The following is a 16792-nucleotide window of genomic DNA, read 5'->3' on the forward strand; positions in this document are numbered from 1 at the left end:
GTACGCTTGGAAAGTAGTCCACTATGAAGGGCATCTAGGTAAATACGTAATCTCCTAGCAGGCTCGGACTAGCACCCAGAGTAAGATCTTGAGGATAGGAGCAATCCAAAAGTAAAACAGGCATCAGGGGTTCAAGAATTCTCTTGGCTTCAGCCAGAGGAGTGTCAAAACAATGGGATATCATCATCCGAAGATTCAGGAGCGGAAAGTTTTTCTAACCAGTCTTTACCTACTTGAATGCTAATGTCGGAATTAAGACTACCAGTACTTTCTACACGCACTTCCCCAAAACCTAAAAGGCTGCGGACTGATTCGGCGCTATTTTCGTCTCCTTGTTGAGCAACAACACGAGTCACTGTTAAAGGCTGACTCCAGCTTTTAGCAACGTAAATTCTTTCATAACCGGCTTTTCGTAAGTTTCTCATTAAGCGTCGGAAACTAACATCATCGCTGCCAGTATGATTTTGAATAGCAATTCGTAAAGATGATCGATCTACAGGTTGTAATTCATCTTCAGCTTCTATACCAAAGTGTTGAGCCATCATCGCGCTTATACTTTCGGGAAAAGGTATCCAGTAGCTAGCGTTGTATTCTTGAGGAGTGCTAAAGCGTCCGGGTAACATTAACATTTGCATATTGGAGCGATTGGTTCGTACTCCAAAACCTACCAGCGCTAATAATTCCTCTACTGTCAAGTTAGTATCTATATGTTCTTTAACTACGTTAAGAATTTTGGGTAATTGTGCTACTGTCGCCGGATTAAGCGCCTGATCCATTAAGGCTCGCATAACCACTTGCTGGCGTTGAATGCGACCAATATCTCCTCTTCCATCATTACGGAAGCGTAGAAGTTGTAAGGCTTTATCACCATCAAGATGCTGTTTCCCTGCTTTTAAATTTATGTATAAATGTTGGGAATCATCTTGATACTTCAAATCTTCAGGAACGTCTACAGTTACTCCTCCCAAAGCATCAATTAGCTTACCTACCCCTAAAACGTTAATCCGCATATAGCGATCGATCGCCACTCCTTCTAAAAGGTTACTTGCAGTTTTAGCGCTTAAAGCCGGGCCTCCAAGGGTATTAGAGGCATTGATTTTTTTAATACCATACCCATCTATTCTTGTACGAGTATCTCTAGGGATAGATAGCATGGTCAACTTTTTATTCTGAGGATCGAACTTTATCAGTAGCATGACATCAGCAAGACCATCAAAAGAATTGACTTGAGGTAAGTATCCTAAATCTCTGACATTAGATGGAGGATTTTGTGTATCTGGGGGAAGTACGCTCATTCCCATAACTAAAACGTTCACAGGGCGGGTTAATTCGGAAAAACGTAGCCCCCCCCCGGCAATGCTATCACTCTCGAATACAGCCGCTTCATCCGCACTAAGATTGGCTTGCATTAAAGGGGTACTGCTTAACGAAACCGCTAGAAGCGCTCCTGCGGTAGCTGATACCATCGCAATACCACTCATACCTACCCAGAACCACAACCACCTTCCGGATTTGGGGTTTTTCCCTTTATTGTCATTCGATTTGGGAGGGGACGCAGAATGGCTATCTTGCGCCGAAGTTCTTTGAATGGTCACTGACTTCCTCACACTTATTGATAAAAATTCAATTTTCTGCTTTGCATTACTTGCAGAAGAATCAACCCATAATAGCTAACTCTTAATTATCAGTGCTAACTACACGAATGCACGTGTCAACCACAACACTTATAGCAGTATTTCTCCTACTTTTTTAGTTAATCCGGAGATGTTTTATGGAAGTATGGCAACTTTATACTAAATCTAGCTGTAAAGATATTAATATCTAAGTATAAGAACAAACTTTTCTATAAAGTGTTCAGTCCGCTTTCCTACCACTATTTCTACCCAATATTTATAGCTGAATCAAGATAAATATTTACTCAGTACTTTTTCGGCAAAATTGCTGAATACTGGTATTCTTTGAGACTTTCCTTTAACCGTGCGAATAATCAACCAGGCACTAACTACAAAATAGCCGCTAGTTACAAAGCTATTGAGAATTTGCAAGCGTAGTGCGAAAAAATCCGAAGTTGAAGCTCCAGTTCCTAGCAGTATGTATCCTACGATCCAAGTTAATGCTAATGTAATTGACAAACGAGAGGTTCTTAATTGTTCCCGGCTTCCTTCACGACGATAAAGCGTCCATAGGGATGGGAAAAAACCAATTACCGGAATTAGATATATAAGCATTCCTAGAAGCGAAATGTCTTGTTTTTTGATTTTGCTGGATAAGGTAGATTCAAAATGCTTCATTAGTCTGAGTAAAATCCTGAACTAGGGGGATGAGCGATTGGTCTTTAGTCGGGGATAATAAGCTTATAATCCGTCTATTTTATGATTTGTCCAACGGCAATCGGCTCTTTTTATGCACACACTTAAGATTTTTAATTGGTGGCAAAGCTTAACACCAATAGCGCGAATCGGCGCGATCGCCGTTTTTGCTCCGCTGTTAGTGATCAACGGTTGGGCGTTTTCAGTAATTTTTGATTACTTCCACTCGCTGATAGTCATTGTAGCCGGAGCTTCGGTACTAGCGTTTCTGCTCAACTATCCCGTAAGCTGGATGGAGCGTCAAGGTCTACAGCGCGAACCGATCGCAATTCTAGTATTTTTACTGACTTTATCTATATTATTAGCGTTAGGTGTTACACTCGTTCCCTTAGCACTTACTCAAGCTCAACAATTAGTGGCTCGTCTACCAGAACTAATAGATTCGGGACGCAGCCAATTAATGATACTGAACCAAAAAGCTGATGGTTTGGGTTTACCAATCAATCTGGATGCTTTGCTAGTACAGATTAATGACCGGGTAAAAGGACAATTGCAAGCTATTGCCGGACAAGTTTTGAATTTAGCGGTAGTCACGGTAACAAGTTTGCTCGATATTGTCTTAACTATGGTTTTAACCTTTTATCTGTTACAGCATGGGGGGGAACTGTGGCAAAGCTTGGTAGGTTGGCTTCCTACAAGATTTAGCAAGCCTTTTTCGGAAACAGTTCGTCTTAGCTTTCAAAATTTCTTTATCACTCAACTCATTTTATCTATTTGCATGGCTTCAGCCTTAATTCCGGCATTTTTATGGCTGAAAGTACCTTTTGGGTTACTTTTTGGGTTGACTATCGGTATTATGGCCCTGGTACCCTTTGGCGGTTCTGTAGGTATTGCCCTTACCACATCCTTAGTTGCATTACAAGATGTCTGGATTGGTATGAGGGCATTAATGGCTGCCGTCATCGTACAGCAAATTTTGGAAAATATCATTGCTCCGCGAATTTTAGGTAGCTTTACAGGTTTGAATCCCGTATGGGTTTTGATTTCTGTGTTAACGGGAGCTAGAATTGGTGGACTTTTAGGTGTAATTGTAGCGGTACCTAGCGCTGTTGTGATCAAAACAGCAATAGAAGCAGTACGCCCTTCAATTTCTAGTAATGATAAAAATGATATTCGCGGAGAACAAAGTGAAGATTCCTACTACAAACAAACCGAGGACGCTAATTCCGAACTTAGCGTTTCTTCTGTCGATGTAGCTGCACCCAAAACATCTCCTCCGACTGTTTGATAAAATTATTGTTTATCAAGTAATGATGCTTATTTAAAGTATAAAATAAGCTCTATAAAGGTAGATTTACAAGGATTACGAAGCTTTTGTAACTAACAGAATTCATTAGTATTTTATCTTGTTACTGTTCCTCGTTGCCTATTCCCCTTTCCCCTTTCAAGAAACTGGTTCAGCAATTGAACCCATAAATAAAACGGTTCCGGTTTGATTATCTCGAATCGTACAGAAAAAGGGGCGATTGACAATCATTTCAAATGGTTTTTGAGGTGGTTTTGCTGAAGTTAGTTCTATTCCCACTGAAGTTGTGGCAGCAGCCTCCGTTCCTTCTTCATTAACTTCTACGAAAGTTTTATGCTTTACTTGACTTATTTTGAGATTATTTCCCATTTGTGAGAAATTGGCACTGTTAGTAAATGCTTCTTCCATCCCTAAAGCTGACAGCGCATCATTTAGTGTAGCTTCGTAATCCATTTTGAAGCGAGGTAAACGTAATGAACCATTCCGTAGAGCAAACTGAGACATCCATTTTTCCCAATTAGCTGCATTCAAACTTTCATAAAAAGATTCAAGGTTGGAGTTTTGTTTGGGTAAAAAGACATAAAAGCTGACTCTGCCATCTTCACCATAAGGTAAACTCACAGCTTGGAATTTTTCGGTTTCGTAATATTTATAGTCACCCGATTGCGACATCATCGGATGTTGTTTTTCTTCACCCGAAGATAGATAAAAAGGTAATTTAGCCGTTTTATCTTGCTCAAATTCTTTTGTCCAACTGCCTTTAAAATAAATTGCGTTTAGTAGATACAGTACTTGGTTTGGATCGATTTTATCTACAATTTTGTTTATTTTTCCTTGGGTATTTTCTTGAACCCAATTGTTAATTATACTAGGTGCTTCTGTATCTGCAAAATCTAAATTACTCACTTTAGCTTGATAAAAATCTTGATTTTTTTGGATAAAATATGGTTTGAAGCTAGCATTTTTATCTGCCCATAACGAGTTAGCTATATTTAAACTTACTTGAGAATCGGGATTTTCTAAACTCGCTTTTAATTTAGCATAATTAGAATTTATTTCTTGCAAATTCATACCCTGTAATTCTAAAGCTTTAGCCATCGCTTCTTGAGTACTACCATCAGCACCGTTATAAGTCATAGCTAAAGCAAAAGCTATACTTGAAGGTGAAACAAATATATTTTTATTGTTATCTTTAACCAACAATTGAGAAAATAAGTTGAAGCCAAACTTTGTGTTAGCAGAAACTAATTTTGTATCGATTGATGCAGGTTTATCTGAAACTGGTAACTCTGTTCTTGGTGCTTGAGATTCAGCAAGAGCGCTATTATTACTATTATTTAATTGAAAGCATCCGATCGCACCCATAAGCATGACACTTGCAGCAGCTAGAACGTAACGTCTTCCTAAACTAACTGCATAACGTCTTTGCAAAAAGTTTTGCCGAGCATTGCTAAAATTTCGTTTCATATCATCACCACCACTATACCCATTCGGGCTTTACCCCAACTATGACATCTAGAATTAATGAATAGCTCTATGGTTACAGTTTTAGCAACAGAATTTGATCGGCATTTATTTAATTGAAAGTAAAATATTAAGAATTTAGCTACATAGATTACAAATATAACAAGAATATCTTATACTATTCCAAAGATAGAGGCAATAAATAATAAATAACTACTTAAATATTTTAGCTACACCTACTCTTATAACTGACCTTTTAGTGCAATGAGTGACAAAAACTATAATCCAAATAACAATATTCTCTTTCAAGAAGTTTTAGGACTAGTTGAAAGTTTAATTATCGCTAAAACGGGCAAGCATCTTTCAAATATTGAGCTTTTAGTTTTACGCGGTTCTTGGAAAGGTCACAAATACAACCAAATTGCCGCTGAAGGTGGTTATACTAACGAATATATAAAAAATGATATCGGTCCTAAATTATGGAAACGTTTATCATTGGCTTTAAACAGAAAAGTTAATAAAAATAATTTTAAAGCAATTCTTGAACAGCATATTTATCAAGCAGAAAAAGGAAAATCAATAGCGAATAAGTTATTGAGTAAAGACAATTGTATTGATAAAAATAATTTTATAGAAACAGCCAAACCCACATATCACAATCTTCCATCACGGGACTATACAAAATTAGTAGGTTATGAAGCCCAAGCAAAAAGAATTTTAGAATTACTTTCTTTTGAATGGGCTATTCCTTGTGTCAGTATTGAAGGAATCGGAGGTGCTGGAAAAACGACTTTAGCTTTAGATATTGCTTATCGTTGTTTGAAAGCAAGTAACGATATTTACCTGGAAATAAAGTCAGAAAATAATCTACCTTTTTTTGAATTAATAGTATTTACATCCGCAAAATCTCACTTTTTTACAGCTAGAGGCGTTCTACCTCGCTTAAGAAGAGAAAAAACATTAGTAGATATTTTTACAAGCATTGTACGTACAATCAGCTTTTATAATTCTCAAACAAAAAGTTTTGAAGAAACCTACGAGCAAATTTACAAATGGTTGGCAAATATGCGGACTTTGCTGATTATTGATAATTTAGATACTTTAGAAGAACAACAGCAGGTACTAAGCTTTTTATACGAACTTCCACCAACAGTAAAAGCTTTAATTACCAGTCGAGAAAAAACTCCTTTTAATACTGTTGCTTTATCATCTTTAACTAAAACTGAAGCTTTAATATTAATTCAACAGCAGGCAGATGAAAAACAAATAGATTTGAATTTATTGCAATGCGTGCAACTATATCAAACTACAGGAGGAATCCCCGCCGCAATTATTTATGCTATGAGTCAGCTAGCGTCTGGTTATACATTCGATACTGTAACTTCTCAGTTGATGCCCACTCAAGGAGACTTTTGCCGCTTCTATTTTGAAAGCTCCGTACAGCCACTGAAAGGAAAACCAGCACATAAATTTTTAATGGCTTTGTCACTATTTACTAAACCTGCATCAGCCGAAGCACTAAAGGCTGTTGCTAATGTCAATAATTCTTTGGATGCAGCAGATGGTTTGGCTAAGTTACAACAACTTTCCTTGATAAATTATCGTCAAGGAAGCTACGAGATGCTACATTTGACTCGTGAATACGCACTTTCGGAAATGTCTAGTAATCCTGAATTTGAAACAAGTGCGCGTAACGGTTGGGTAAACTGGTATCTCAATTTTGTCCAACAGCATGGGCGTAAAGATTGGCGAGAATGGCAAGATTATCAACAGCTAGAAGGTGAATGGGATAATTTGACAGACGTGATTGAATGGTGTATTGCAAATAATCGTTATGATAATGCCTGCAAACTTTGGCAAGATATGAAATGTTATACATATTCCCTTGCCTATCGTCAAAATCGCTTAAGTTATTGGGATGCACCGTTGTTATGGTTAGAATGGCTCAGTGAAGCAGCAGTTTCTCGCAAAGACTTTGCAACAGCAGCAGAAATGATTGGCGATCGCGCGTGGAAGTTAACCTTGATGGGGCAAACTCAGCATTTAGCTTTAGCTGATGATTTGTTCGTCAAAGCTTGGCAATTACATCAATATCTAACATTAGAAATGCAGGTAGATTTAGCGATTCACATCGGTGTATGGCATATCCAAAACCAGCAATTTTCACAAGCGACTCATTGGCTCAATCAAGCTCAAAAGTTATTAGATAATTCAGATAACTTAGATAATATTCAAATTGATTCGTATATTAAAACTCGCTTATCCCTACACATTCTTTATTATCAAGGCGAGATTTATTATAAAACAGAAAATTATCAAGAAAGTAAAATTTTATTTAAACAAATATTTACAAAAGCTCAATCAATTGGTTGGAGACGCGCTAGTCTTCTTGCTAAAGACTTTTTGGCCGATATTGCGATTCAGGAGGGAAACTTAAAACAAGCACAAAATTATTTAGTAGAAGTTTTGCAAGTAGCAGAAAATAATCAAGATAAATGTAGCCGAGCGTATACAAAGCGTTCTTTAGCTCGTTTAGAAAGAAAGCTAGGAAATTTTAATCTAGCTAAACTTTGGGTATATGAAGCTATGAATGATTTTGAAACTTTAGGTATGAAGCCAGAAGCAAGGGAGGCTCAAGCATTACTTCAAGCTATTGAATCTTAATTATGGTTTATTGATCGGAGTGTATTACTCTATTAGTACTAAATAACTTATAATATATTAGATTATATTTCTTCTCATTAAAGAAAAAAATCGCGTTATATTTCGTAAAATAATTTATTAAGTGAATTAATATTTATAGCAAACTAACTACCTTTTACTTAACTTTTTCCTGCTGACAAATACGACATTTTGTTTAAAGATATGAAAGTGTCATCTGTTTTTAACCTATAAAGCAGTTTGCCTTATTCAAGGTATACACAGTTAAGAACACACTGATAGAGGTTTTAAAGTTAGGGTTGCATCTTTTCTCACACTTATTACAACTTGAGACATCAGGTTGATACATTTAATAACACACTTACAGCGATTTAAACCGATTGGGTCTATGCATCTTTTTTTATATTCATAGCTTTTCGATTTTTAACATACTTATTAAGCTTGAGATATTAACAGTAGTAAGTGCATTTTTATCAAACTTGTTAAAACTTGAGGCATCAAGTTCATGCATGTATTTTCTAATAAAATTTAGTTAGATTGTGTATCATAATATTGTTAGTGTCCACATAGTTTATTAAAGTGTAACTATTAACAAATGAGCAATAAAAGAGTAAGTAATTTAGTTGTTATAGACTCCGCTATTAAAGATTTTAATTTATTAGAAAGACGTATTTCAGAAGGCATCATACCTCAAGCAGAAGTATTAGTATTAGAACCAAATAAGAAAGAGGTACAGCAAATTACTCGTATTGTACAAAAATATCAAGAACTGTCAGATATTCATATTATTTCACAAGGTTCTCCAGGTTGTTTGTATTTAGGAAATAGTAGTTTATCTATTCATAACTTTAACTACTATGCTCCTCAATTGAGAAAATGGTCGGTTAACAACATTTTTTTATATGGCTGCAACGTAGGCTCTCAGGCAATTGGCAAAAAATTTATTCTACGTTTGTACAAAACAACCGGCGCAAGAATTTCTACTTTAGTTAGCGCTTGGGGAATGCATACAAAAGTAGGAGTTGGTAATTGGATTACCAGTGAATATACGTTGATTAAACCAGAGTTATCAGCATTAACAGCATCGGTTAATGATTAAAGAAAAGGTATCTTTTTAACTCATATACAGAAATAAATACCTTTTCCTTAACTTTTCACTCAAAAATATTAGATTATCAACGCAAAAAATTATCAGAAGATGTTTGAGAAGTATCGCTCTTAACCCAATTATTACCTTCAAACTGACATAGCAATCAAAAAGCATTTCAAGAATGGTAATTCTGAACTTATTATAAATAATAGGGAACAAGGAACAGCGAACATATTTGGATAGCAATAGCTTAACTTTATTAAGTAATTGGATACAAATAAGCCAAGGTTTTAACCACACTATTGTAGTCAAGTATTCTTTAAACTAACCTAGTAAATATTCCATGCAAAAAACTTCACCGAAATCTACACGCGGTCGAGAAACTTGTGTTATCTTACCAATAGGTTGACAATCAGCCGCATAGCTTGGTTTTTTACAAATATCCATATTTATTCCAAAGTGTTCCTGAAAAAGCACTTGGGTTTGCTCAAAACCTTTTTGTAAGTTATCTCTATCTATTTTCCCCCGCTCGCCTAAGTAAGGAAAATGATGAATAAATTTAGCAAATAGCATTTCGCAGTCTTCAGCATATTTCATAGTATCGAGAATGTGAAAATGCCATACTTTGTCAATTTCTTGATTTGGAATAAGTTGACTGTTAGGGTAAAGGTAAATCAATAGCAAAAACATTCGATAACGTGAAATGGCTTGCTTCGTTTGTTGAAGATTCCATTTCCCTTCGTTAGAATGTATGAGTCTATAGGCAATTGGCTGTAAATCAAGATGTGCAAGTTTACCGATGAACTTCCGTACATCGGTAGGTAAAGTAGATTTAACGAATAGCATTTCTTTGGCTTTTGGTAAAAGAATTGAGTGAATAAGCAAATTTAATTCCACATACCAAGTTCCATTGAGATTAATTCTCTATCCGGTTTTTTTTAGATACAAAGTATTTTTTAACACTTTCTTCATTTGGATGTAAAGCTTTTGTGAAGCAACTGAAAGTAATTGTAAGAAATTCAGCTATGTGAACAAATAATAGAATCTATATCAAGTTATATGAGTATTTAATTAACTCTGCTTAATCTCAAGAAATATTATTCATTTACCAATTTGGCCTTAATATTTTTATGCAAGCATTTTGGATTAAGCAAAATATATGATTGTTGCATTTAATAAAACTGTTTTAACCCCTCAAATTCTTACAGTGGCGAGATACAATTTTCGCTATTAAGAAACCCGGTTTTTGAGAAAATCGAGTTCCTTAATTGTTACAAATAAATAATATTATTATAATATATTAATTATTTAGATGCAGTCCACCAAGCTAAAGCATAAGGTTGAGTTGGTTCGTTAATGCTATTTTTAAACTTGACACTGATTTTATAGTTACCATCTTCAGGTACGGGACAGAAAATATGTTCCACGCTATCAACTCGACTCACAGAAGCACAAGTACTGCGATTATTTTTATCTTTACCGTCTGCTTTGACTAAATGCAAATCGAGATTATTCAAACCGCGATCGCGAAAAATTTCTCCTTTATCATATTTACCATTTTTGTTAGTATCGCCGAGTTCTACTAACCTATCCCAAGCTAAAGTTACAGACACAAAACTTCCTTTTTGTAAAGGTTTTGCTAAAGTATAGTCGGCAGATGTTCCGGCGAAAATTGCCCGGTAATCCCAGCCAATAGCGGGTACTGCTTTTTCTGGACTCCATTGTCCGGCACTAAACTGTTGATAAGCACGAAAAGCGTTTAAATGTCCGGTTCCCATTTGGGTATGCAAGGGAATTGCTGCGTCTTTGTAAGCATCAGAATCCAACCAATCTTTATTTTGTTTGTCAATTAAAGTGCGAGTCATCCCCAACTTCAAGCCATTTCCATCATCTTTAATTTTCTCGCTGGAATTGAGCAAAACAGCTTTCATCACTTCATGACGACGAGAATCAAGGCTCCAGGCAACTTTAACTTTTTGTGATGATGGTAATTTTTTCTGCTTAGCTAACGTGCGATCGCCAAATTCTTGTAGTAAGGCGACGGTACCAGTAACATGAGGAGTTGCAAAACTAGTTCCCGTAACTTTTTTGATTTCTCCATTAGGATTTAGTAAACTAATCCTATTTCCAGGAGCAACTATGCTGATAGTACGACGAGGACCTAAATTAAGTTCCTTCCCGGATAAACGTGCAGTCATTGACTGATTAATAGCCACCAAATTAGAAACATCAAGTTTTCTAAAAATCTCTCCTCGGCGAGAGGAAAAAGCCACATTCATTCCATTAAAATTATCTGTAGGAATGGGAATTCCGCCCTTACCTTGATTACCAGCAATGGCATATAAAACATTATGAACGCGACTAGACCAATCAACGCATAATGTAAGTAAAGCTTTACCATCCAAAACAGGTTCCGGTCTGGGATCTCGGCTTAAAGGTTCGCCAAAGCTAAAATTAATAGCGCGAACATCATTACCATTTTGTAAAGCAATGTGTTGAGCCGAAAGACATTCTTCCGGTTGGCCCATACCCTTGATAGAGCCGACAGCAGAAGAATACAAACGCGCTCCTGGAGCAACACCTTGAAACCCTTTATCATTACTAACCATCACGCCAGCAACATTATAGGCATGAGGATCGACTCCTTTATTTGATTTAGCAGGCTGATTGCCTTGAAAAACACCTGCTAAAGCTATAGAACGATTTTTAGAAACAGATTTATCTAAACCAAATTGACCCGGACGACCAATTTCCACTTGACCCAAAGCAATTTTTCGACCAAATAAATTATATGGCGGTTTGTGCAGCCTCAAAGCATCAATACCTTCACTACCAACAGAAGTAGTCAAAGCTAGTACCGGAACGGTCAAGCAAGAAGCACTTAATCCCCAAATCACCCAGGTTAATTTTTTCATCAAGTAGTTGTTAGTTGTTAGTTGTTAGTGGTTAGTTGCTCACGGAGTTAACAATTACCAATTCCCAATGCCCAATTCCCATTCGATATATTTAATTTTGTTTTCTTTATGATAAAAATATCAATATTTTGTTACAATGCATACAGAAGAGGACGCTTTAAGACCCACTAGCCATGATCAATAAAAATTCTAAGAAACCCGTTGTTATCGCTCCATCCATTCTATCAGCGGATTTTAGCCGTTTGGGAGAAGAAGTTCGCGCTATAGATGAAGCAGGAGCTGATTGGATTCACGTTGATGTAATGGATGGTCGTTTTGTACCTAATATAACGATAGGTCCTCTGATTGTGGAAGCGCTTCGTCCGGTAACTCAAAAGCCTTTGGATGTCCACTTGATGATTGTGGAACCTGAAAAGTATGTAGAGGATTTTGCTAAAGCTGGTGCAGACCATATTTATGTTCATTGCGAGCATAATGCTTCTCCTCACTTACATCGCACTTTGGGACAAATTAAGGAGCTTGATAAAAAGGCGGGAGTTGTACTAAATCCGGGTACTTCTTTAGACATGATTGAGTATTGTCTGGATTTATGTGATTTAGTCCTGATAATGAGTGTTAACCCCGGTTTCGGTGGTCAAAGCTTTATCCCTGGAGTCTTACCTAAAATTCGCAAGCTGCGTCAAATGTGCGACGAGCGCGGACTAGATCCTTGGATTGAAGTTGATGGTGGACTCAAAGTCAATAATACCTGGCAAGTTTTAGAAGCTGGTGCGAATGCAATTGTTGCAGGTTCGGCAGTCTTCAAAGCCAATAATTATAAAGAAGCCATTGAGGGTATTCGCAACAGCAAGCGTCCCGCACAAGATTTAGCCAAGGCTTCCTAGCATAAATCATTAAATATTCCCATCACCTGATACCCCCTCCTCTTAAATTAGCGGAGGGAATTTTTTATCTCATGATAAATCTCATTATAAAAGTGTAGAGACGTGGCGCAGTGCTACGTCTCCATCAAAATCTGTATTAAAACTAATTAATTACGTTTCAAATCTAATCTAAGAAACCCATTAGAGAAAAACTATCATCAACTTCATTTGAAGCAACCGGACGATTACCCATAACAGAATAAGTTTCCGAAACCACTAGATCGCTCTTAGCAATAGGACGAATTCCAGATAGATTAATTGTTTCAGTAAACTGCATCTTATTGGCTGCGATGGGGCGAATTCCCATAATATTCATCGTTTCAACTATTTGTAAGTCGCTGCTGGTAATCGGACGTTGCCCAGGAAGAGCAAGGGGTCCGCTTACTTCTTTCTCAGAATCTTTTTTTACATTATCTGTACTCACGCTTTCACCTTTTATATTTTCTAGTTTTGTACTGGCTTCCGTTCCAGTTTTGGTTCGCCTTTGACGCGTACTGGCTCTTCTACCATTACTGCTAACGGTCATAATCTTATACCTCTAATAGATAAATCAATTTAACTATGCTTTCGTAAAGTTAAAATTTACTTTTATTCATTAATTGTAACTTTAAAAAACCTTCTATAGGTATAAGTATCTTTAAAAATGAGACATAAGTCAAACTTAACTATTAAGTATTGTAAAGATAAATGTATGTAAATTGTATTTTTCAGATTCAGATTCAAAGTTCGGAAGACGGCACTATTCGCTACCATTAAATAGGTTAAAGTTTTTGCAAGCTGTCATGAAAAAATTTCTCGTAAAAGCCCCTTTTGAACCCACAGGCGACCAGCCCAAGGCTATCGAGCAGCTTGTGGAAACTATTGAAGCAGGAAATCGCTATCAAACGCTTTTAGGTGCAACTGGTACTGGAAAAACTCACACTATTGCCAGGGTGATAGAAAAAATAGGTAAACCCACTCTTGTTTTGGCGCATAATAAAACTCTTGCAGCACAGCTTTGTAATGAGTTGCGCGAGTTTTTCCCCAATAATGCGGTGGAATACTTTATTAGTTATTACGATTATTATCAGCCAGAAGCTTATATTCCCGTTACCGATACTTATATAGAAAAAACGGCTCAAATCAATGACGAAATAGATATGTTGCGACATTCTGCAACCAGGTCTTTATTTGAACGTAAAGATGTGATTGTTGTAGCTTCAATTAGCTGTATTTACGGTTTGGGGATGCCCACAGAGTATTTGAATGCAGCAATTCCGTTTCAAGTTGGCAGGTCAGTAGACCAGCGGGAAATACTTAGGAGTTTAGTAGCAATACAGTATAGCCGTAACGATATCGAAATGGGTCGCGGAAAGTTCAGGGTTCGCGGCGATGTTTTAGAAATTGGGCCAGCATACGAAGATAGAATTATTCGTATAGAGTTTTTTGGCGATGAAATCGACGCTATTCGCTATATTGATCCAGTTACGGGTGAAATTCTCCAAAGTTTGCCAGCGGTTAATCTTTACCCAGCGCGTCACTTTGTCACACCGAAAGACAGGTTAGAAGTAGCTATTGCGGATATTGATGCAGAATTAAAAGCCCGTAAAGCAGAATTAGAAGAAGCCGCTAAATTATTAGAAGCGCAGCGTATAGATCAACGCTGTCGCTACGATTTAGAAATGTTGCGGGAAGTTGGTTACTGTAATGGCGTAGAAAACTATTCGCGTCATTTAGCAGGAAGAAAAGCTGGAGAACCTCCCGAATGTTTGATTGATTATTTCCCCAAAGATTGGATGTTGGTAATTGATGAATCTCACGTTACCGTTCCTCAAATTCGCGGGATGTATAATGGCGACCAAGCCAGGAAAAAAGTTTTAATTGAGCATGGTTTTCGTCTTCCCAGCGCTGCCGATAATCGTCCTTTGAAAGCAGAAGAATTTTGGGAAAAAGTTAATCAGTGTATTTTTGCTTCTGCAACTCCTGGAAATTGGGAATTAGAAATTTCTGGTGATAATATTGCCGAGCAAATTATTCGACCAACTGGAGTAATTGATCCAGAAGTTATTGTACGTCCTACTGATGGTCAAATAGATGATTTATTAGGAGAAATTAAAGACCGAGTAGACCTCAACGAACGAGTTTTAATTACTACGCTAACCAAGCGTATGGCTGAGGATTTAACGGAGTATTTAGAAGATAACGGCATTCGCGTCAGATATTTACATTCTGAAATTAATTCGATTCAACGAATTGAAATTATTCAAGACTTACGCGATGGTGTCTTTGATGTATTAGTTGGTGTTAACTTGCTGCGGGAAGGTTTGGATTTACCCGAAGTTTCTTTAGTGGCAATTTTAGATGCTGATAAAGAAGGATTCTTACGTGCAGAGCGTTCTTTAATTCAAACTATTGGTAGAGCAGCGCGTCATATTAGAGGACAAGCTATTTTATATGCCGATAAAATGACCGATAGCATGATCAAAGCTATTGATGAAACCGAACGTCGTCGCGGTATTCAAACGGCACATAATAAAATGCATAATATTACACCGCAGCCAATTGTGAAAAAGAAATCTAGCAATGCGATATTATCCTTCTTAGAAGTATCGCGGCGGTTAAATTCGCAAGATTTAAAAGTGGTAGACGAACACGTTGATGAAATACCATTAGAAAATATTCCGCAATTAGTTAATAAATTAGAAGCACAAATGAAAGATGCAGCGAAAAATCTGCAATTTGAAGAAGCGGCTAAATTTAGAGATCGGATTAAGCACTTAAGAGATAAGTTGGTGGGGAGGAATTAGGAGTTAGGAGTTGGGAGTTAGAAGTGAGAAATTGTGTGATTTAATATCTTGTATGATTTCTTTCCACTGTTCCCTATTCCCTATTCCCTTCCTATAAAGTTTGAATTATTTTGTAGATATAGATATTAGTTCGTAAAAGTGATGAATTCAATCGCGCTAAATATTCCTAAACTAGATGCTGAAGGGTTTAAACAACTGTGTTTAGCAAATGAAGATTTGCAGCTTGAACGCGCATCTACTGGGGAAGTTATTATAATGTCACCGACTTATCCTTGGACAGGAAAGAAAAACTCTAGTATTACTGCTCTGCTTTGGTTATGGAATGATAACACTAATTTAGGTATTAGTTTTGATTCTTCTACAGGTTTTACTTTACCCAATGGTGCTGTGTATTCTCCTGATGCTTCTTGGGTAAGTAATGAAAAATGGGATGGATTAACCCAGCAGCAACGAGAAGAAGAGTTTTCCCCACTCGCACCTGATTTTGTTGTAGAGTTACGTTCAAGTAGCGACTCTCTTAAAAAGCTGCAAAAGAAGATGGCAGAATATATTGAGAATGGGGTTCGTTTGGGTTGGCTAATCGATCCGAAAAATAAAACAATAGAAATTTATCGGCAAGGGAAAGAAGTTGAAATTTTAGAATCTCCTGAAACTGTATCTGGTGAAGATGTTTTACCGGGATTTGAGTTGAATTTGAATAAAATTTGGTAATTTTAATTTTTTCTAATGACCTGACTATATTCGTTCACAGCATCAAATTGATCTGCCATGCGCGAATATATTGCTAATAATTCTAAATCTAATTCTGGTAGCAAAACGCTTTTTTCAACTTTTTGATATTCATCTGCTTGCAAACAATAAACAGATAGTAAACCATCTTCCCAAAACCAAACTTCCGGTATTCCTAAACGTTTGTAAATTTCTAGCTTATTAATTCCACCACTGGTGACGGTTATTTCTAGAATCAGATCGGGAATTGGTTTCTTTATCCCTAAATTATAAGACTCATCAGGTTCGCGGCGAGTTTTATTTTCTCGTTTTCCTAAAGTTGCGCTTCCCCGACTATAAAATCTAATATTCTTGGTTCGCATATAAACCTCAACCAACATGGCCAGGGTTTTTTTTGAATCTTCGTGTTCGTCGGAAAGGGGGGACATAATTTCGAGAATACCATCTAAAAAAGTTAACCTTGCTCCCGTTCCAGCAAGATTTAGATCAAGTTGTTCCAATTGTTCCCAACTGACATCGTACAGCAGAACGTAAGAAGTTTTGAGGGGAAATGTTTGATCGAGTACTTGGGAAGTCATTAGTCAAACCACGAAGATGGTTGTTTCTATA

General features: G+C 36.9%; 13 protein-coding genes. 6 read left to right on the top strand and 7 right to left on the bottom strand.

Features of this window, described 5'->3' with window-relative positions:
* Positions 1-164: 164 nt before the first annotated feature.
* Together ACM03V_RS22040 and ACM03V_RS22045 are read right to left on the bottom strand one after the other, a co-directional pair.
* On the bottom strand, positions 165-1595 hold the full coding sequence (locus tag ACM03V_RS22040) for an LCP family protein (protein ID WP_414622940.1): 1431 nt from the start codon (positions 1593-1595) through the stop codon (positions 165-167).
* Positions 1596-1901: 306 nt separating this feature from the next.
* A complete protein-coding gene (locus ACM03V_RS22045) occupies positions 1902-2291 on the bottom strand; it encodes a hypothetical protein (protein WP_414622941.1) in 390 nt (129 codons plus the stop codon).
* A gap of 112 nt (positions 2292-2403) precedes the next feature.
* On the opposite strand from ACM03V_RS22045, the gene ACM03V_RS22050 reads away from it, so the two are divergent.
* Positions 2404-3597, top strand: a complete 1194-nt coding sequence (locus tag ACM03V_RS22050) for an AI-2E family transporter (protein ID WP_414622942.1) — start codon at positions 2404-2406, stop codon at positions 3595-3597.
* A 156-nt stretch (positions 3598-3753) separates the two neighbouring features.
* Here the strand turns inward: ACM03V_RS22050 and ACM03V_RS22055 are convergent, their stop codons facing one another.
* Positions 3754-5082 (bottom strand): serpin family protein, encoded by a 1329-nt coding sequence (locus tag ACM03V_RS22055; RefSeq protein WP_414622943.1) that lies wholly within the window; start codon positions 5080-5082, stop codon positions 3754-3756.
* Between the two features lie 261 nt (positions 5083-5343).
* On the opposite strand from ACM03V_RS22055, the gene ACM03V_RS22060 reads away from it, so the two are divergent.
* Complete coding sequence (locus ACM03V_RS22060; protein ID WP_414622944.1) at positions 5344-7743, top strand: NB-ARC domain-containing protein; 2400 nt, start codon at positions 5344-5346, stop codon at positions 7741-7743.
* A gap of 592 nt (positions 7744-8335) precedes the next feature.
* A complete protein-coding gene (locus ACM03V_RS22065) occupies positions 8336-8839 on the top strand; it encodes a DUF4347 domain-containing protein (protein WP_414622945.1) in 504 nt (167 codons plus the stop codon).
* A gap of 315 nt (positions 8840-9154) precedes the next feature.
* Here the strand turns inward: ACM03V_RS22065 and ACM03V_RS22070 are convergent, their stop codons facing one another.
* Complete coding sequence (locus tag ACM03V_RS22070) at positions 9155-9727, bottom strand: glycine-rich domain-containing protein (RefSeq protein WP_414622946.1); 573 nt, start codon at positions 9725-9727, stop codon at positions 9155-9157.
* A gap of 407 nt (positions 9728-10134) precedes the next feature.
* A complete protein-coding gene (locus ACM03V_RS22075; protein WP_414622947.1) occupies positions 10135-11745 on the bottom strand; it encodes a S8 family serine peptidase in 1611 nt (536 codons plus the stop codon).
* A gap of 173 nt (positions 11746-11918) precedes the next feature.
* Here ACM03V_RS22075 and rpe point away from each other — a divergent pair, with 173 nt between their 5' ends.
* A complete protein-coding gene (gene rpe, locus ACM03V_RS22080; protein ID WP_414622948.1) occupies positions 11919-12629 on the top strand; it encodes a ribulose-phosphate 3-epimerase in 711 nt (236 codons plus the stop codon).
* Positions 12630-12792: 163 nt separating this feature from the next.
* Here rpe and ACM03V_RS22085 read toward each other — a convergent pair whose 3' ends face one another.
* Positions 12793-13194, bottom strand: a complete 402-nt coding sequence (locus ACM03V_RS22085; protein WP_414622949.1) for a hypothetical protein — start codon at positions 13192-13194, stop codon at positions 12793-12795.
* A 256-nt stretch (positions 13195-13450) separates the two neighbouring features.
* On the opposite strand from ACM03V_RS22085, the gene uvrB reads away from it, so the two are divergent.
* Together uvrB and ACM03V_RS22095 are read left to right on the top strand one after the other, a co-directional pair.
* Positions 13451-15454, top strand: a complete 2004-nt coding sequence (gene uvrB / locus ACM03V_RS22090; protein WP_414622950.1) for an excinuclease ABC subunit UvrB — start codon at positions 13451-13453, stop codon at positions 15452-15454.
* A 141-nt stretch (positions 15455-15595) separates the two neighbouring features.
* Entirely contained in the window at positions 15596-16165 is a 570-nt protein-coding gene (locus ACM03V_RS22095; protein ID WP_414622951.1) for a Uma2 family endonuclease, read from the top strand.
* A 2-nt stretch (positions 16166-16167) separates the two neighbouring features.
* On the opposite strand, the gene ACM03V_RS22100 is transcribed toward ACM03V_RS22095, so the two are convergent.
* Complete coding sequence (locus tag ACM03V_RS22100; RefSeq protein ID WP_414622952.1) at positions 16168-16761, bottom strand: Uma2 family endonuclease; 594 nt, start codon at positions 16759-16761, stop codon at positions 16168-16170.
* Between the last annotated feature and the right edge of the window lie 31 nt (positions 16762-16792).

The sequence above is a fragment of the Calothrix sp. CCY 0018 genome (genome assembly GCF_963920925.1).
Taxonomy (GTDB): domain Bacteria; phylum Cyanobacteriota; class Cyanobacteriia; order Cyanobacteriales; family Nostocaceae; genus Rivularia.